At 49.2% G+C, this 18,315-nt stretch carries 19 protein-coding genes and 1 riboswitch; of the genes, 14 read left to right on the plus strand and 5 right to left on the minus strand.

Annotated features, from left to right (window positions below):
• Positions 1 to 59: 59 nt before the first annotated feature.
• The 4 genes from NLX82_RS15380 to NLX82_RS15395 are packed head-to-tail and all read right to left on the minus strand — an operon-like array spanning position 60 to position 2,342.
• On the minus strand, positions 60 to 992 hold the full coding sequence (locus NLX82_RS15380; protein WP_076156434.1) for a 1-phosphofructokinase family hexose kinase: 933 nt from the start codon (positions 990 to 992) through the stop codon (positions 60 to 62).
• Between the two features lie 56 nt (positions 993 to 1,048).
• Positions 1,049 to 1,363: a DMT family transporter gene (locus tag NLX82_RS15385; protein ID WP_013312355.1), complete on the minus strand. Its 315-nt coding sequence runs from the start codon at positions 1,361 to 1,363 to the stop codon at positions 1,049 to 1,051.
• On the minus strand, positions 1,363 to 1,704 hold the full coding sequence (locus NLX82_RS15390) for a DMT family transporter (RefSeq protein WP_023990733.1): 342 nt from the start codon (positions 1,702 to 1,704) through the stop codon (positions 1,363 to 1,365). The genes NLX82_RS15385 and NLX82_RS15390 overlap by 1 nt, the downstream gene beginning before the upstream one ends.
• 44 nt (positions 1,705 to 1,748) lie before the next feature.
• Positions 1,749 to 2,342, minus strand: a complete 594-nt coding sequence (locus NLX82_RS15395; protein ID WP_023990732.1) for a TetR/AcrR family transcriptional regulator — start codon at positions 2,340 to 2,342, stop codon at positions 1,749 to 1,751.
• 204 nt (positions 2,343 to 2,546) lie between these two features.
• Here NLX82_RS15395 and cls point away from each other — a divergent pair, with 204 nt between their 5' ends.
• Positions 2,547 to 4,058, plus strand: coding sequence for a cardiolipin synthase (gene cls, locus NLX82_RS15400; RefSeq protein WP_023990731.1), 1,512 nt, complete (start codon positions 2,547 to 2,549; stop codon positions 4,056 to 4,058).
• Positions 4,059 to 4,092: 34 nt separating this feature from the next.
• Here the strand turns inward: cls and NLX82_RS15405 are convergent, their stop codons facing one another.
• A complete protein-coding gene (locus NLX82_RS15405) occupies positions 4,093 to 5,589 on the minus strand; it encodes a phospholipase D family protein (protein WP_025721845.1) in 1,497 nt (498 codons plus the stop codon).
• Between the two features lie 235 nt (positions 5,590 to 5,824).
• On the opposite strand from NLX82_RS15405, the gene NLX82_RS15410 reads away from it, so the two are divergent.
• The 13 genes from NLX82_RS15410 to NLX82_RS15470 all read left to right on the plus strand — a co-directional run bounded on the left by NLX82_RS15410 (position 5,825) and on the right by NLX82_RS15470 (position 17,952).
• Positions 5,825 to 6,250, plus strand: a complete 426-nt coding sequence (locus NLX82_RS15410; protein WP_023990729.1) for a DMT family transporter — start codon at positions 5,825 to 5,827, stop codon at positions 6,248 to 6,250.
• A gap of 58 nt (positions 6,251 to 6,308) precedes the next feature.
• On the plus strand, positions 6,309 to 7,013 hold the full coding sequence (locus tag NLX82_RS15415) for a Crp/Fnr family transcriptional regulator (protein WP_053326275.1): 705 nt from the start codon (positions 6,309 to 6,311) through the stop codon (positions 7,011 to 7,013).
• Between the two features lie 59 nt (positions 7,014 to 7,072).
• Positions 7,073 to 7,564: a DMT family transporter gene (locus tag NLX82_RS15420; protein ID WP_254348487.1), complete on the plus strand. Its 492-nt coding sequence runs from the start codon at positions 7,073 to 7,075 to the stop codon at positions 7,562 to 7,564.
• 311 nt (positions 7,565 to 7,875) lie between these two features.
• Positions 7,876 to 8,976 (plus strand): type 2 isopentenyl-diphosphate Delta-isomerase, encoded by a 1,101-nt coding sequence (gene fni / locus NLX82_RS15425; RefSeq protein ID WP_023990726.1) that lies wholly within the window; start codon positions 7,876 to 7,878, stop codon positions 8,974 to 8,976.
• Positions 8,973 to 9,464, plus strand: a complete 492-nt coding sequence (locus NLX82_RS15430) for a GNAT family N-acetyltransferase (RefSeq protein ID WP_028542186.1) — start codon at positions 8,973 to 8,975, stop codon at positions 9,462 to 9,464. Before fni ends, NLX82_RS15430 begins: the two co-directional genes overlap by 4 nt.
• Positions 9,465 to 9,597: 133 nt before the next feature.
• On the plus strand, positions 9,598 to 10,698 hold the full coding sequence (ychF, locus tag NLX82_RS15435; RefSeq protein WP_023990724.1) for a redox-regulated ATPase YchF: 1,101 nt from the start codon (positions 9,598 to 9,600) through the stop codon (positions 10,696 to 10,698).
• 271 nt (positions 10,699 to 10,969) lie between these two features.
• Positions 10,970 to 12,037 (plus strand): peptide chain release factor 1, encoded by a 1,068-nt coding sequence (prfA, locus tag NLX82_RS15440; RefSeq protein WP_023990723.1) that lies wholly within the window; start codon positions 10,970 to 10,972, stop codon positions 12,035 to 12,037.
• Between the two features lie 3 nt (positions 12,038 to 12,040).
• Positions 12,041 to 12,940, plus strand: coding sequence for a peptide chain release factor N(5)-glutamine methyltransferase (gene prmC, locus NLX82_RS15445; RefSeq protein WP_075154859.1), 900 nt, complete (start codon positions 12,041 to 12,043; stop codon positions 12,938 to 12,940).
• Between the two features lie 75 nt (positions 12,941 to 13,015).
• Positions 13,016 to 14,203 (plus strand): FtsW/RodA/SpoVE family cell cycle protein, encoded by a 1,188-nt coding sequence (locus NLX82_RS15450; RefSeq protein WP_254348489.1) that lies wholly within the window; start codon positions 13,016 to 13,018, stop codon positions 14,201 to 14,203.
• A gap of 263 nt (positions 14,204 to 14,466) precedes the next feature.
• Complete coding sequence (gene spoIIR / locus NLX82_RS15455) at positions 14,467 to 15,159, plus strand: stage II sporulation protein R (protein ID WP_254348495.1); 693 nt, start codon at positions 14,467 to 14,469, stop codon at positions 15,157 to 15,159.
• A 155-nt stretch (positions 15,160 to 15,314) separates the two neighbouring features.
• Entirely contained in the window at positions 15,315 to 16,562 is a 1,248-nt protein-coding gene (locus NLX82_RS15460) for an L-threonylcarbamoyladenylate synthase (RefSeq protein WP_254348497.1), read from the plus strand.
• A 141-nt stretch (positions 16,563 to 16,703) separates the two neighbouring features.
• The gene (locus NLX82_RS15465) at positions 16,704 to 17,264 is read left to right on the plus strand and encodes a manganese efflux pump MntP (RefSeq protein ID WP_023990719.1); all 561 of its coding nucleotides are present in this window, start codon (positions 16,704 to 16,706) and stop codon (positions 17,262 to 17,264) included.
• A gap of 103 nt (positions 17,265 to 17,367) precedes the next feature.
• The gene (locus tag NLX82_RS15470; RefSeq protein ID WP_069080908.1) at positions 17,368 to 17,952 is read left to right on the plus strand and encodes a low molecular weight protein arginine phosphatase; all 585 of its coding nucleotides are present in this window, start codon (positions 17,368 to 17,370) and stop codon (positions 17,950 to 17,952) included.
• 78 nt (positions 17,953 to 18,030) lie between these two features.
• A riboswitch (ZMP/ZTP riboswitch) is annotated at positions 18,031 to 18,112 on the plus strand.
• Positions 18,113 to 18,315 lie beyond the last annotated feature (203 nt).

Consider the following 18,315-nt stretch of genomic DNA (forward strand, 5'->3'; position numbering starts at 1 on the left):
GTATTTGTGAAATAAAGATAAGCGAATGCTTGGATGAAATAAAAAAAAGTGACGCTGAATTACAACAGCGTCACCGTAATGCCTTGCTCCAGACGTTTCACGTCCTGGAGCTCGATCTTCCCAGCCATGGCGTGCAGAGCTGCCGCTGTGCCGCAGGCCGCTCCCTGCCGTAGCATGGCAGGGAGATCCAGCCCCGTCGCCGCGCCGGTGACCAGTCCGGCGACCATGGCGTCACCGCTGCCGAGCGCGCTGACAATGTCCGCGTCTGGCAGGCTCACGCGGTAGCGCGCATCGCTCGTTACCGCCAGCGCCCCGCGCGCGCCGAGCGAGATGACGGCCAGCTGCGCTCCGGCTTCCAGCAGCTTTGCTGCCGCCGCTTCAGCGGCATCCGGGCGCGCTGCGTCGATTCCCGCGAAGTGGGCGGCCTCGTCCTCGTTAGGCTTCACGAGGTCGGGCTTTCCGCGCAGCCCCAAGCGCAGCGCCTCACCGCTCGCGTCCAGCGCCACCCGCGCGCCGCGCGCCTTCGCCAGCGTGCACAGCTCGGCATACAGATCGGGCGGGCAGCCGGGTGGCAGGCTGCCGGAGAATACGACCCAAGCCGAATCCTCGGCAAGGGTCTCGATTTTGCGCCGTAGTGCGGCTAATTCAAGCGGCCCAACGGTTGGCCCGCTCTCAATCAGCTCGGTCTGCGTGCGCGCGGACGGGTCGAGCACGGTAATGGCGAGACGGGTCTCCCCATGAGCCGTTTCGATGAAATCGGCGCTTACGCCTTCTGCGCTCAACCCGTCAATGAGTAGCCGTCCAGTGTGTCCGGCAGCAAACCCGGTCGCTCGTACAGGCTCGCCGAGCGTGCGAACGACGCGGGCGGCATTCACGCCCTTGCCGCCCGGTACCGTCAGGCCGCCTTCAATGCGGTGGACGGCATTCAAACCGAAGCCTGCAACCGTGTAGATTTTATCCACAGCCGCGTTAAGCGTTACGGTGGTAATCACAAGGCATCACTCCTTTAAGATCAGCAATTTGCAACATTTGATGCCATTCGCTCATGCTAAGATATCAGCTTTAATCCCAATGCTGCGGCAAGAATCATGGCGATGAATAAAACACGCAGTACGCTTTTTTGTTCACCGTACAAGAACATGCCTGTAATCGTGCTGCCAACCGTTCCGATGCCTGTCCATACCGCATAGGAAGTTCCCATAGGCAAACTTTTCATGGCATAGCTGAGTAGAGAGAAGCTAAGAACAAAGGATAAGACCATAAGCACTAAGGACTTCCAGCCTTTGCCCACCGTAACGCCCTTCATACCGATGACTCCTAACACTTCCGAGCATCCCGCGATAACCAATGCAATCCAAGCCATTATGCGCCACTCCCTTCCTGAACATCACGGTCGGTAACTAACTTCAGGCCGACCACACCTGCCAGCAAAAGGGCAATTAACAGCGTTTTGGACCATTGAAACGGTTCCCCAAATAGCAGCATTTCGCCTACGACCGTTCCCCCTGTCCCCAGTCCGGTGAATACAGCATATACCGTGCCTACAGGCAAACGCTTCGCAGCCTTCATGATCAAATAAAAGCTGGCTACCACAGCCAGCACGGTTACAGCCCAGGCGAGTGCAGAATCCGCATGCTTCAAACCCGATACCCATACGACCTCAATCAGGCCGCCAACAAAAACGTAAATCCAACTGCGATTCATGATGAATGTTCTCCTCAAAAATAGATTTTATAAGTTCGACGGCTTCACGCTTCATGAGGTGAGGTTAACGTAATCCCACGCCAAAAAATAGGCCATGCAGCGTTCAGTCTTCGGTGGTAGTTGATGCTTCCACTGTACAGTAGCTCCACCATGATTCCGTCCACCAGTGTCATGAAGGCTAAAGCCACATCCACTGGCTCCATATGCCCAAAGGGTTCCCGATCCCGTGTATTCCGGAGGCGGCGAGTTAATTTTCGCTCCATTTTATCCAGAAAAGGATTAACAATATCCAGCACCTCGTGATACAACGATACAGGCGGAAAGAAGGAAAAGCGAAGCATAAACTTGGCTGAGTCGTTGCTCTCATATTCCTGTCCCATCCAAAACAAGAAGTCATGCAGGGTATGCTTAAGCGGCTGATCTTTACGTTCCGTAAAGTATTCGAAAATACGTAAATTCTGCTCTTGAAAAGCGTACCTCGCCACCTGTAGAAACAGATCCTCCTTGCCTTGGAAATGCGCGTATATAGACGGTTTTCGGATACCGACCTCAGCGGCAATACTGCTCAAGGAGGCTCCCTCATACCCATTGGTGGCAAACTGAAAAAGAGCGGCCTTTCGAATCTCTTCCATCCCCATTATTTTCACCTACCTAACGTTCGTTAGTTTATTTTTACACGAAAAAAAGTAAGTGTCAACCCAGCATCATTGCGTTTTGTATAAAGCTTTTCTTTGGATTTTTTTATCAACATTTTAATAAAAAAGTGGGAAGAAATAAGGGGCTCATGTACAATATAATGAAGAATACCTGTCAAATGCAGTCCACTGGAAGTGAGGTTAGTTATGAGGCGAAGCTTACTGGCCGTATTGATCGCGGCTATGGTGTTTATTATTTATTATTTTGGCTTGTTTAATTACATCGGCAAAAATGAAGGAACTGTCATCAGTATTTTTTCCACTCTGACAGTGATCTCCATCAGTCTGATTATTTTTACGGAGAATCGTAATCCCTCCACCACGATGTCCTGGATTTTGCTGCTGGCATTGCTGCCAGTCGTTGGACTTCCTCTTTATTTTTTGTTTGGGCAAAATGTATTCAAGCGTCGCAAGTATGACAAAAAGGCATTGCGTGACCAACAGGCTTACGACCGCATTGAAAAGGATGCTTTGCGAGTCAAACGGGATCTGACCTGCTTTACAGATGAGCAGCAGCAGTTGATGCGTTTGGCCCGCAGACTGGCCCGCTCCCCGATTTATTTTGCGACAGAAACTCAAATTCTGAACAATGGAGATGAAACCTTCTCCACTTTGCTGGAAGAACTGCGCAAGGCGCAGCATCATATCCATATGGAATATTACATTTTCCGGTCGGATGATATCGGTACCAGCATTCAGAAGATTTTGATCGAAAAGGCCAAAGCGGGTGTTAAGGTTCGGTTTATGTACGACGCGGTGGGCAGTATTCAGTTGTCGAAGTCATTTTTGAAGGAAATGAGAGATGCAGGAGTAGAGGTCGTTGCATACGGTGGTGCTCGGATCTTGTTTTTCTCCAGCCGGGTAAACTATCGTAATCACCGTAAAATTGTAGTTATCGACGGTAATATCGGATTAATTGGTGGACTAAATGTAGGGGATGAGTATCTCAGCCGCAACAAAGCCTACGGCTTTTGGCGTGATACGCATATGATTGTGAAGGGCGAAGCTGTGCGGACGTTGCAGCTTATATTTTTACAGGATTGGCTTCACATGACGGGCGAGTCGGTGCTCGATAGCGAATATCTGTCTCCCAATATTGAACCCATTACGGATGGAGGCGTGCAGATTATTGCCAGCGGCCCGGATAATGAGCGGAGAGTACTTAAAAATCTCTTTTTCTCCATGATCACATCTGCCCGAAAATCAGTCTGGATTGCCACTCCTTATTTTATCCCGGATGAAGATATCCTGACTGCCTTACGGATGGCTGCCCTGTCCGGGTTGGACGTGCGTATTCTGTTTCCCGCAAAACCGGATAAATGGCTACCGTTCCTCGCGTCCCATTCGTACTTCCAGTCGTTGCTGGAGGTTGGAGTCAAGGTATATGAATATGAAAAAGGGTTCCTTCACTCCAAGCTCCTCATCATTGACGGGGAAGTTGCGACCATCGGGACAGCCAATATGGATATGCGTAGCTTTCATTTGAATTTTGAAGTTAACGCTCTGTTAATTCAAACGCACAGTGTGCAGCAGATGGTAACAGACTACGAACGAGATTTGCACTCTGCCAGTCTGATCGTACGCGAAGAATTCATGAAAAAACGTCTGTTCAAACGTTTGATGGAATCTCTCGCGCGGCTGCTGTCACCGCTGCTGTAAGCATAAACGAATTCGCTGCAGCAGTATCCCGTAGTTAAAATGTAGTAAAGCCTAAAATATCCTGTAGACGGTATATAATATCTTTCCAAAATGTTGAATGATCCTCGTAAGTTGCTAGATCCAAACTGTATTCAGCCCCCTGATTATTCCATAGCTTATCAAAATAGGCCGCAACCTGTCGGGTCAGCTTGCTGTCCGCCGGAGCGGCCACCCACAATTCATTTTCCAGATTCAAATCATCCAGATTACGGGGGGTCAGATTGGTAGAGCCACCCCAAATGATATGCTCTCCTTGTGCCTTGGCGATATAAATCAGTTTGGTATGGAACTGCTCATGGGTGGTATGATACCAGCGAATTTGAATGTTCCCGCCCGATTTATCGGACAACTCCTGGGCAACCGGACGATTGGGGATGCCGATTTTTTCCTGACCAAACGCGTTTTCATTGGGGTCCAGCAGCAATTGGATGTTTACACCGCGCGCAGAGGCATCCAGCAGGCTGTTCAATACTTTGCGGTCAGCCAAATAAAACATGCCCATATGAATGCTGTCACCTTTCTTCGTCTGCCCGATGCCATCCAGAACCGAGGTGTACACCTTGCCCTCAGTTAGATATTTGATCCGATAGCTGTCCTTATTCGATGGAACTTTGGGTTCAGCTTGTGGTGTATAGGCAGGAAGCTGCCCACCGCCCGAAAAGTCCAACACCGCCTGCTCTGTTTGTAAAATGTCTCCGATGATAGGCCCCTTCACCTCCAGCGCTACATTGGAGTGATAGGCGCTCGCGTCGTGCACGTTGCCTGTAGAAATGAGCGCTGTCTGTTCGTTGGCAACCAATTTTCGGTGATTGGCCTTGACGTTTAACAGCTTAAGATAGGAGCGAGCCGTTACATCAGGTCCGTCACTGGCCATCAGGTTGGGAATCCAGCCTGTGCCCTGCTGCCCGAACCATTGGAAAAAGGTACGCCACACTGCCGAATATATGGGGGTGGAGTCCCGCAACGGGTCTACATCGGTCTGCACGACTTGAATCCCTGCTCGCTTCATATTCTCCAACAAAGGATTGGGGGCAGAATTGTAGTTGGTATTGACTTCATCTGTAATGAAAAAGATAGGCATATCCGGATGAGCTTTCTTTTTGGCAATAAGATGATCGGTCATTTGTGCGCTGACTTGGGGGAAGCGTTGACCTTTATGCTTATAGTCATTGAACAGAAACAGGTCGATGACAATAAATTGTTGGGCTTCATCAATGATCCCGAGCATACGATTCAAAATTTGTCCTTCATGCTGTGCAGTGCTTCCATCCCCGGTGGGATAGGTCAAATCCGTCCAGAAGTTTACCTCATGGGTTGAATATTCCTGACTTTCATAGGAGACGAACGGAGGCAATGGTTTATGGGTCTGATACAGCATGACGGTAATCAGCCAGAGAATAAGTACCAGAATAGCGATTTTAAGAGTACGGCCCTTTTTCCCGGTTTTTCTTTGATATTCCGGCACAGAATGCAGCGGATCACGTGTAGTCATATGACGATCAACTCCTCAATTGAATACTGCATTCCATTTTATCGTGCCGGAACATGCAGTTTTATGATGGGATACTGTCAAGTTATTAACGCAAGTGTGCAGGATTGACGCGGATACTGAATGGAATGAAATGGAGTATGTTTTACTATTCATTGAGGACATATGTCCTTTATAGAGAGTCTGCCCTATACTTTAATATATAGAAAAGTCATTTACATGGGGAGAATAACGATTTATGAGAGGAATCTTGTTTGCTTTTCTGGGAGGAGCGTGTATTACGCTACAGGGGGTAGCGAATACACGGATTAGTCAGGATATCGGTACATGGCCGGCGGCCACTGTTACTCAGCTAATAGGCTTTATTTTGGCAGCATTAGTCTGGATGTTTACAAGGGATGGCAATGTAGCTGAAATGAAACAGGTAAAGCCGATGTATCTTTGGGGCGGTGCCTTTGCAGCTATTATTATATTTAGTGAAGTCACGGCAATCCAACATATTGGGGTTACGTTCACGATCTCGGCGTTGTTGATTGCGCAGTTGTGTTTAACCTTCCTGGTAGATATCAAGGGATGGTTCGGTATAGTGAAGCAAAAGATGAAGCTGCCACAATTTATAGGTATTGGTATGATGATCGCGGGTGTAATTATTCTGAAGCTCTAAAATAGAATTTTAACTTGTAAGAAAGCTTAGAATGTAGAAATTGAAGGTGAGCTTAGGAATGAGAGAAATTCAGGATCAAGAGCAGCTAAAATATTTTTTGCAGCTGCATGAGTTGGAATCCATACTCTACGAGCCACTACATCCTTATTTGTCGTTGCATCGTTTGGAGCAAGGGGAAAGGCTCTGTTCACAGGGAGACTCCATCGAACATCTATATATACTGGTGCAGGGCAAGGTCAAGATTTATACCAGTTCTACAGAAGGGAAGACCCTGATCCTTTGCTTCAAAACACCGATCGAGGTCATAGGAGATGTTGAATATATTCGGAGTAGTCACGTTATCAACACAGTAGAGGCAGTGTCTCCGATCTATGTGATCGGTATTCACCACCAATGGATGAACAAATACGGCAGAGACTATGCTCCTTTGCTGCAATTTCTATTGGATATTGTCACGCGAAAGTTTTGCTTGGACTCCGACTTTTCCAGTTTCAATCTCATGTATCCGGTGGAAGTCAGGCTGGCGAGCTACCTGCTATCGGTTTCTTTTGACGAATCGAATACGGCTTTTCATGAGGAATTACGTGCATCTAGTCTGGTAGATGTGGCGAATTTGATCGGAACCAGCTATAGACATCTCAACCGTGTCATTCGCAAAATGATTGAAGATGGATGGGTTGAACGGACCAAAGGTTACATTGTCATTCGGGACAGAAAAGGTTTGAGTGAACTGGCAGGACATAATATTTATGAATCATTGTAATAGGAGCATTTAGGATAAAGGCAGAAGAATATCAGGGATCATCAAGGGAGAGTTAAAATATGTTATTAGGAATTGTATTGGCGATTATCGCAGGTGCCTTGGTCAGTCTACAAACGATATTCAATAATAAGGTGAATGAACGGACAGGATCGTGGGCCACAACAACATTGGTGCTGGGAACAGGGTTCTTGGCTTCCTTACTCGGGAGTCTTATTTTTGAAGGGAAAAATACATTTGCTTTACAGCATATGCAGCCGTGGTACTGGTTCAGTGGCATGATTGGTGTCGGTGTTGTGTTCTGTCTGGTACAAGGAATGAAGCGACTTGGCCCGACCTATGCAATCTCCATTGTATTGACGGCACAATTAGGTACCGCCCTGTTGTGGGATTCGTTAGGATGGCTGGGATTAGAAAAGATTCCGTTTACCTTTAACAAGTTGATCGGTGTATTGGTCATTATCAGTGGTATTCTCGTATTCAAATTTGGACATGGGCGTACGAAGGAGCAAGCAGAAAGCATTTCATCTGTACCTGATTCGATGAAGGGATAAAGGAGATTGTAAAGACCTTTATCTTGCTGGGATAGGGATTGTCCTTTCGAATAGGCATTTTGCAGAAAAGCGGCAGCTCAATTAGGAGCGGCTTTTCTGTAGAGTTTCCGAAAGAAAAAATGTTCACGATCGTGTATATATTTTTCCATCCATGATACAATGAAAGTATCTTAAAATAGCCATATTAAGGGCTACGATATTTGATATAAGAGACGATAAATAGATCGGTTACCGTGTTCGGGAACGGTCTTATTTGTGCTTCTTGAACTTGATACAATAAACAGAGTGACTTTGGATGAGGTGGAACATAGATGAGTAGTACAGAAAATGAAAAAGGAGCACCTGACGGTTTTAATAGATCCGGCTCTTTGTTACCTGCCGCACGGACAGGCGAACGGAAGATTGAGCACGTCCGCCTTTGTTTGCAAGAAGATGTGGCCGGACAAGGCATCACCAGCGGGCTAGAGCGATATGCCTTTAAGCACTGCGCTCTGCCGGAGTTGCATTTTGACGAGGTTCGTCTGGATACTACCTTTTTAGGACAGGCTGTACGAACACCGCTACTTATTAGCTCCATGACAGGCGGCAGCGCCGAGACAGGAGCGATTAATGAGCGATTAGCAGAGACAGCGGAGAGACGCGGCTGGGCGCTGGGCGTCGGTTCGGTACGGGCTGCGGTGGAAAGGGAAGAATTAGCTTCAACCTTTGCGGTTCGCCGTCTAGCACCCAGCATCCCGGTCCTTGCCAATCTGGGTGCGGTGCAGCTGAACTACGGATTTGGCGTGGACGATTGTCGCCGTGCAGTGGAAATTGCCGGAGCAGATATGTTGGTGCTGCATTTGAACGGATTGCAGGAGATTTTTCAACCCGAAGGGAATTTGGATTTTAGCGGCCTGCTTCAGCGCATCGAGGAGTTGTGTCGTCAGCTTTCAGTGCCTGTAGGAGTGAAGGAAGTAGGCTGGGGCATAGATGGCGAGACGGCATCGAGACTGTATGATGCGGGTGCTGCCTTTATTGATGTCGCTGGCGCAGGTGGGACAAGCTGGAGCCAAGTGGAGAAATTTCGTAATCCTGACCCTGTGCGTCGTGCCGCGGCGGAGGCGTTTGCGGATTGGGGAAATTCAACCGCTGATTGTATCGTGGAAGTTAGAGCTGCTCAGCCACATGGTGCTCTGATCGGTAGCGGTGGACTGAGAGACGGTGTCGATGCAGCGAAGGCGCTCGCTCTGGGGGCTGACATGGCAGGCTTCGGGCGTTCTTTGCTCGGTTCGGCGGTTGACTCCAGCGAAGCGCTGGAAGCACGCCTGGAGCAGGTGGAGCTGGAACTCCGAACGGTCATGTTTGGGATTGGGGTAGATGGAATAGAAGGGCTTAAAGACACGACTCGACTAAGAAAGAAGGTAAATGGATGAGCGGACTTATTACATTGGTTCAGATGAATGCGGAGCAATATGATCGATTTGAACAACGCTCGCTTGCCGACTATGCGGATGAGAAAATCCAAGCAGGTACATGGACGGTAGAAGAAGCACCAGAACGTGCGGCAGAAAGTTTTGCTCGATACCTGCCACAGAGGCTAGACACACCTCATGCTCACCTGTATATGTTGATGTTTTCCGATGCCGGGGGGCAGAGTCAGGAGGAAGCTGGCTATATCTGGTTCAATATTACGGACGGCGCGCAAGGAAAAGAAGCTTTTCTACTGGATATTCTTGTATACGATTCATACCAGGGGAGAGGTCTAGGTACGCTGGCGATGGAGGCTTTGGAAAAGGAGGCTCGCAGACTGGGAGCTGTCCGCATCGGTTTGCATGTATTTGGGCATAATGAGCGAGCTTTGCATGTATATCGCAAATCGGGCTATCGGGTTACGGATATCCAGATGAGCAAAGAAATCTAAATAGGGATATAGCAAAATCCTGAATTTCATAACCGTATGCTTGCCGCGTGTATAGGTTCTCATATATAATGTGGGTTGGTAAACTAACGGATGGCATAACGCATATTTTATATAAACGGGAGTTGTTCTGATTATGGCTTTAAAAGCGGGGATTGTGGGTCTGCCGAACGTGGGCAAATCAACACTGTTTAACGCAATAACGCAGGCGGGTGCGGAATCCGCAAACTATCCATTTTGTACGATTGACCCGAATGTGGGTGTCGTTGAAGTACCGGATGAGCGGCTGGATAAGCTGACTGAACTGGTTGTACCGAATAAAACGGTGCCAACGGCATTTGAATTTGTTGATATTGCAGGACTTGTGCGCGGTGCGAGCAAGGGCGAGGGTCTGGGTAACAAGTTTCTGGCTCATATTCGTGAAGTGGATGCGATTGTACATGTGGTACGTTGCTTTGAAGATGAGAACATTACCCATGTGGACGGCAAAATTGACCCGATCAGCGACATTCAGACCATTAATCTGGAACTGATTCTGGCGGATATCGAAAGCGTAGACAAGCGTATTGAACGTTCCCGCAAAAACATGAAGGGTGGCAACAAGCAGTACACCCAAGAGGTTGAAGTGCTGGAGCGGATCAAGGAATCGCTGTATGCTGATAAACCGGCGCGTAGCTTAGAATTGTCGGATGAAGAACGGTTGATTGTACGCGATCTTCATTTGCTTACGATGAAGCCTGTATTGTACGCAGCTAATGTCAGCGAAGATGGCGTAACGGAAGCTGACAGCAATCCATATGTGCAAAAGGTACGCGATTTTGCCATAGATGAAAATGCAGAAGTGGTGCCGATCAGCGCCAAGGTAGAATCTGAAATTGCTGAGCTGGAAGGCGAAGACAAGGCGATGTTCCTTGAGGAGCTGGGATTAGCTGAATCCGGATTGAACCGTCTGATTAAAGCAGCTTATCGCTTGCTGGGCCTGTATACGTATTTCACAGCAGGTGTGCAGGAAGTACGCGCTTGGACTATTCACAAAGGAACGAAAGCACCGGGTGCTGCGGGCGTAATTCATACGGATTTTGAACGCGGATTTATCCGTGCCGAGGTTGTATCCTACAACGATTTGGTCGCTGCTGGTTCGATGAACGGGGCTAAGGAACGTGGTCAGCTTCGTCTGGAAGGTAAGGAATATGTAGTGCAGGACGGAGACGTTATGCATTTCCGTTTTAATGTTTAATATATAATTTCCAGAGTACAATACTCGATTCGGATATATAAAAGACGATGATTCAATGTATGTGTGTTCTGAAATGTGCTAGATTATGTGGTCGCTGCCTATATTAGGGCGGCGACTTTTTATTGTATTGCATGTTGTGTGGATTTTTGCAAAATCCTAAATTAGTCAGTATTTCTTGTAGCTAATTCATGAATTAGTTGGTATAATAAAGAGCTGTAGCCAGTGAAATTGAAGCTGGTTTCATATTAATTTAACTGAAGAGGTGAATCGCTTGTTGGACCGATTGCAATCATTGGCGGACCGCTACGATAAACTGAGCGAACTGCTCTGCGATCCGGATGTAGCGAACGATAGCAAAAAACTTAGAGATTATTCCAAAGAACAGTCTGATTTACAGCCTGCTTATGAAGCATATACCGAATATAAAAATGTCGTTGAAGAGCTGGAAGCTGCAAAAACCATGCAGGGTGAAAAGCTGGACGACGAGATGCGTGAAATGGTCAAAATGGAGATTGATGAACTTAGTGTTCGCAAGCGGGAGCTGGATGAAAAAATCCGTATTTTGCTGCTGCCGAAGGACCCGAATGATGATAAGAACGTTATTATTGAGATTCGTGGTGCAGCGGGTGGTGACGAAGCGGCATTGTTCGCAGCAGACTTGTACCGGATGTATACTCGTTATGCCGATACTCAAGGCTGGCGTGTAGAGCTGATGGACGCGAACATGAATGATCTCGGGGGCTTTAAAGAGGTTATTTTCATGATTAACGGTCGTGGTGCATACAGCAAAATGAAATTCGAAAGCGGCGCACACCGCGTACAGCGGATTCCGACAACAGAATCAGGTGGACGTATTCATACGTCGACATCTACAGTATCCGTTATGCCTGAGGCAGAAGAAGTGGATATTGAAATTTCCGACAAGGATATTCGCGTGGATACGTTCTGCTCCAGCGGTGCAGGCGGGCAGTCCGTTAATACGACCAAGTCGGCGGTGCGTGTGACACATATGCCTACAGGTATTATGGCAACCTGTCAGGACGGCAAATCCCAGAACTCCAATAAGGAGAAGGCGCTGCAAGTTTTGCGTGCCCGTATTTCGGATATGTTGCGTCAGGAAGAGGAAGCCAAATATGCAGGCGAGCGTAAGAGCAAAGTAGGTACTGGAGACCGCAGTGAGCGTATCCGGACCTACAACTTCCCGCAAAGCCGTGTAACGGATCATCGTATTGGCCTAACTATGCATAAGCTGGACCAGGTGATGAACGGGGAGATCGAAGAAATCGTATCAGCGCTCACGATTGCAGAGCAGGCTGATTTGATGGAACAAGAGGTTTAAGTTTTGGGGAACGAACGCGATTGTGTGTATCGGATGTCGCCGGAACGGAACATGAGTGTCAGAGAAGCCTTAGTTGAGGCTTCTTCTTTTTTAGGAAGCTGTGGTGTTCTGGAGCCGCAGCACAATGCCCGCTTACTGCTGGAGCATGTGCTCGGGTTGGAAGGCACGGCGTTTTACGCTGCTCTGGGTGATTCGTTCCCTTCCTCCGTCAGGGAGGAGTGGGAACGGATTATAGCCCGCAAAGCTGCGGGTGAACCGGCGCAGTATATTATCGGACGGCAGGAATTTTATGGCCGCCCGTTCGCGGTTTCGCCGTCGGTGCTGATTCCGCGCCCCGAGACAGAACTGCTCGTCGAGGCGATACTCCAGCACGGCGATCGGCTGTGGCCAAGCGGCGCTCCGCAGGCGCTCGACATCGGCGCAGGCAGCGGTGCGATTGCCGTGACGCTGGCGGCTGAGCGACCGAGCTGGCGCGTGGCGGCAGGGGATATTTCGGCTGCCGCGTTAAAAGTAGCGACTCATAATGCTGCTGCGAACGGCGCAGCCGTAGAATTCCGCGAGGGCGATCTGCTGGCGCCGTTCGCGGGAACGGCGGTGGACATTCTCGTGTCCAACCCGCCGTACATCCCGGCTGCTGACATCGCTGGCTTACAGCCAGAGGTACGCGACCATGAGCCGCGGATGGCGTTGGATGGTGGTCCTGACGGGCTCGGCCCGTATCGGGCAATGCTGGAACAGCTCGGACTCCTTCAGGCTCCGCCGCGGCTAATCGGGTTTGAGCTGGGGATGGGACAGGCCAGAGACGTGGCTGGTCTGCTGGCACAGGCAGGTCATTGGAAGAACATTATAATCGTTCCTGACCTTGCAGGGATCGAGCGACATGTCCTAGGTGTCTCGGAGTAGTGCTGCATTTTCTTTTTGCGAGTCTTTCCTTTAGAATAAGAGGAGTATGACCGAGAAACGGCTCAGGGGGAAATCATGCTTCAGAAATTGAAAAAAATTGACGGTCCGGTTATCTTTATTCTGGTTTTGCTCATGGCGATTAGTATCATAACGGTATACAGCGCAGGTAGGGGCCCTACGAACTTGGCAGAGCACGGCAATGACTACCAGAAGATGATCGGGTATTATATATTGGGTTTTGTGGCGATTTTGGGTTTAGCGATGGTCGATTTTCGGATATTCATTAAAAAAGCCTTGTACGTATATGGAGGCGGAATATTCTTGTTGGGTCTCGGATTTTTTGGCGGGACGGTTAACAACTCTCAGGGCTTTTTGAAAATTGGTGGCTTGAATCTTCAGCCTGCTGAGGTATTCAAGCTGGTCCTTATCGTTTTTCTGACTTATATGCTGATCAAAAAGCGCAAGAGCAAGCTGTATTTTATTCAGGATGTTCTTCCGGTCGCACTGGTGAGCTTTGTCCCGTTTGCCATGGTTATGGCACAAAATGACTTGGGTAATGCGCTCGGTTATATTGTCATCGTCATCGGTATGCTATGGATTGGTAATGTGAAGGCATCCCATGCGTTGATCGGATTCATAGTATTTGCAGTCGCTGTTGGCGGCGGGATTAAAGCTTATATTTCGTTTCACGATGAGATTGATTCCTTTATGAAGGGGATTGGCCGTAGTCACTGGGTTGAGCGTTTGGACCCTTGGTTGGTACCGGAAGAGGCAACCGCGAAGGCGTCTTATCATACCAAAAATGCCAAGCTGGCGATAGCCTCTGGCGGGATGATGGGCAAGGGCTTTTTGCATGGAACCTCGGTACAGTCCGGGCGTGTTCCTTATACGTACGCGGATTCTATTTTTGTGGTCGTAGCGGAGGAATTTGGCTTTGTAGGCTCTTCAGTGCTGCTATTGTTATATTTTATTTTGATTCACCGCATGATCCTGATTTCGCTGGAATGCCGGGATCGCGCCGGACCGTATATTATTGTCGGGATTGTGTCCATGTTGCTGTACCAGATTTTTGAGAATATTGGTGCGTTTCTGGGCATTATGCCGCTTACGGGGATTACGCTCCCGTTCATAAGTTATGGTGGTACCTCGTTGCTTATTAACATGGCTAGTATCGGCTTGGTTATGAGTATTAAGGTGCACGGCCAAGAGCTGGAGGATGATCTGCCACAGCCTTCCAGACTAAGCTTGACGAAGGCGAAATAAGCCTAGTACAGGTGGAATGTGGCTAGATAATGATTGGTATTTGTGTGAGTTGAAACGGTGCAACGAGAGAGTCCAGATTGTGAAATCTGGGCTTTTTCATATTCCTCGGTGAGGGTCAGAAGCTTGGTGTAGCATGATTTGAGGGTATTTTTGAAAAAAATCTGTAAAGTGGTCCTGAATCTTTTACAAGAATCATAGGTTTAGACTCTCCCAAACCGGACAGACTGATAGACATGATAGAGTTTGGGTTTGGGGGGACGAAAATGAGAAGTTGGGTAAAGCAAGCCGCAATGATACTATTTTGTATTTCGATATTAATGATGTCTTGGGAAGGTCAAAAGACGGATGCTGCTATGACCACTGGAACAAGAGGAATCTTAGCATCAGGAGTAGCTACAACAGGGCTGAATGTGATTCCGCATGACTCCATTCGACTGCGTATTTTGGCCAACTCGGATCGTCCGGAGGATCAGCTGGTTAAACGCGAAATACGGGACGCTATTGTACAGCAGATGAATGCCTGGGTGGGTGAGCTGGAAAACCCGCAAAGCTTAGATCAAGCGAGATCATTGATTGGTGCTCATTTACCTGAAATTGACCGTTTGGTAGGTACGGAACTGGCTCGTCGGGGCATTGCATATGATCATCAGGTGGAACTGGCGAGCGTACCTTTCCCAACGAAAATGTACGGTGGTCTTGTCTACCCGGCAGGGAATTATGAGGCACTTCGGGTTACGCTGGGGCAAGGAAAAGGTCAAAATTGGTGGTGCGTGCTGTTTCCTCCGCTATGTTTTATTGATGCAGGCAGTGGGGAAGCAGCGGCACAAACGGTATCAGCAAAAACGGATCACGGAGAAAGTCGGACGAATGCCGCTGACAAGGAGCCGGAAGTACGTTTTTTTCTGTGGGATGCACTTGCGGGACTGTGTAGCTGGGTGAGTGGCTTGTTTGCCTAAACGTTGAGGAGTGTAAGTTTCCCCATATGCTATAATGGAGCTTACGATAGATATACACATGGCAGAGCCAAATGAACTGATCTTACAAAGTAGCCTTATAGGATCAGGCGAAATCACTGGCCTGTATATGACAATAAGATATGGGATGATCTGATATGAGCGATAAATCGAATCAAATGCAAGACTTGCGCGGAGAATTTGTGCAAAAGGAAAAACCTGAGCAAAAGCTAGATGAACAGGGGATTCGCGAGCTGAAGCAGGCATTGAAGTCTTCCCATACACAATGGTGGGATGTAAGATGTTTGGTTCCTGTGAGCAACACTGACGGGGATGTTTCTGACGAAATTTGGGATGAACAGGCTCGGATTGCGGCGGAAAAGGGCATACGCGAGGCCGCCTTACTCCTCCAAGCTGGAGAGACGGTAGCCTTTCCTACGGAGACCGTGTACGGCCTGGGGGCCGATGCGCGTAGTACAAAAGCGGTGGAGGCGGTATTTGCTGCCAAAGGACGCCCTTCCGATAACCCGCTCATTGTACATATTTCTGATGTTGATCAATTAGAGGGTATGGTAGCAGAAATAAACGATACAGCCCGAGCGCTGATGAATATGTTCTGGCCGGGACCACTGACTCTCGTATTGCCGGTAGTGCCGCAGGCACTGTCATCGCGTGTGACAGCCGGGCTGGACACGGTTGGTGTGCGCATGCCGGATCATCCGATAGCGCTTCGTTTGATCGCTGAAGCGGGTTGTCCACTGGCTGCGCCAAGCGCCAACCGGTCGGGAAGACCCAGTCCCACCCTTGCACAGCATGTGCGGGAGGATCTGGAGGGCCGCATCGGCGGCATTTTGGACGGAGGTCCCACGGGGGTGGGACTGGAGTCCACGGTAGTGCAGGCGGGTGACGACGGAACCGTCACCATCCTGCGCCCCGGCGGCGTGACGGCCGAGCAGCTCGCTGCGGTTGCTCGCGCCGTCGTGCTGGACCCGGCGTTGGCCGCTACGCCTGGGGAAGACGCGGACAGCCCGGCGCCGCGCTCGCCAGGCATGAAGTACACGCACTACGCGCCGCGAGGCCGCTTGAGCGTGGTACAAGGCCCGTCGTCCGTTGAGGTGACGGGCTGGATTAGCGCCGCGCTGGCGGAGGCTTCCGCGCGCGGGGAGCGCACGGCAGTGCTCGCGTTCGACGAGCATGCCGCCGGCTACGCCGGAGAGCGCGTCTACACGCTAGGCAAGCTGGACGCGCTCCATGAGGCAGCGCAGCGCCTGTACGGCGTGCTGCGCCGCTGCGACGAGGACGGCGTCACCTACATTTTGGCGGAATCCTGTCCGCCGAAAGGATTGGGAGACGCCGTCATGAACCGCCTGCTTAAAGCGGCAGGTCACCGAATCGTCCGCTTGTAGCTTCTGTCGAATCAGAGCCTCTTATATTAAATTTCTCCTCTCCTCGTCTTGGTATTGGGCACTTTCAGTGTATGCTTGTACTGATTTGCCCCTTGTCCGCATAACGTGTACAAGAACAGACGGATAATGGAGGGATGGAGTATGCTGGCAGCCTCTGCCCATGCCGGGCAGGTTGTAACGATTCTGATCATGGCGGTAGCGCTAGGAATGGATGCGTTATCGCTGGGCGTAGGGATCGGCATGAAGGGGATACGCCTGCGAGACGTGCTGCGCATCAGTACTGTTATTGGCTTTTTTCACATTCTGATGCCATTGCTGGGAATGTTCACAGGCCATTATATGAGTTCTTTATTAGGTCATGTGACGGCCTACTTCGCAGGGGGGTTACTCATCCTTTTGGGCGGGCATATGGTGTATAATTCCTTTAAAGGGGACGGCGTACAGGTATTGGATCATCGTTCGCCTTTAGGCCTTTTGCTGTTTGCACTTGGGGTGAGCGTTGACTCATTTTCTGTAGGAGTGTCACTAGGTATGTTCCAAAGTGATCTGGTGCTGTCCGTTCTGGCGTTTGGTTTTTGCGGGGGAGCAATGGCGATGTTGGGCCTGCTGTTGGGTCGCAAGGTCAGCCGCAATCTAGGAGATTATGGAGAAGCAGTGGGCGGTGCCATTTTGCTGGCATTCGGCTTTATGTTTATGTTTTGATTTTAGCGTAGACAGTGTAAAATAAATGCAGGATTATAGTAAGGGATTAGAATTATAGTAATCCTCTGTTTATATATTTTTTAACATACGGGGGGTGAAAACGTTGAAGAATATCTTATTCGTATGCACAGGGAACACCTGTCGCAGTCCAATGGCTGAAGGGATGCTGCGTAAGTTGGCTGCTGAGCATGGGCTAGAACTGGAAGTACGTTCTGCGGGAGTAGCCGCGATGGAAGGCACGCCGATATCCCGACATGCAGAGGCGGTTCTACGTGATCATGATATATCCGATCAGATCACTTCAACCCCTTTGAGCGACGGGCTTGCCGGGTGGGCGCATCTGATCTTAACCTTGACGCAAGGACATAAACAGCACTTAATTCAGCGCTTTCCCCAAACGGCGGGCAAAGTATTTACGCTTAAGGAATATGTGGAGAACCGGGATGCGGTGTTGAATGATGTACAGGAGTTGGATAGTTTATATGCTTCACAGCAGTTGATGGCTTCACTCGGACAAGAGCTATCGGCGCAGGAGCGTGAACGAATGATTGAATTACACCAACGGATTCCGGGCTTTGATATTTCTGATCCGTTTGGCGGTTCGCGAGAAGATTACGATGTCACAGCTGCGGAAATCCGTACGGCACTGCATAAGCTGCTGGACAAGCTAAAGGCATCTTCCGAATAAAATTGGTATTACTCATCTGTTTTGTACGGAATCTGTTGATTTTTGGCGGTTAATCCGTTAAGATAAGGTGGAAAAATGAGAATCCGATGTAACTGGCGACAAAAGTGGGATTAACCACGATGGAGCATCGGATATACGGCCGGTCGCCTGGGCAAAAGAGCAATTCCACATAGGTGTGGACTGCTCTTTTTTTCATATACAAGTTATGCCAGATTTTTAGCTGAGAGTTGATTCCATTAAAGATTCTTCCATTTTTTCTGCTCGAAATCTGAAACATCGGCTATAATATAGTCAGATTGTGATCAGGAGAGAGTGTGTTGAACTTGGGGCATGAGACCGTGCCTAGTCTCTGAGAGGCTGTTC

The organism is Paenibacillus sp. A3M_27_13, assembly GCF_024213315.1.
Taxonomy (GTDB): Bacteria; Bacillota; Bacilli; order Paenibacillales; family Paenibacillaceae; genus Paenibacillus; species Paenibacillus polymyxa_B.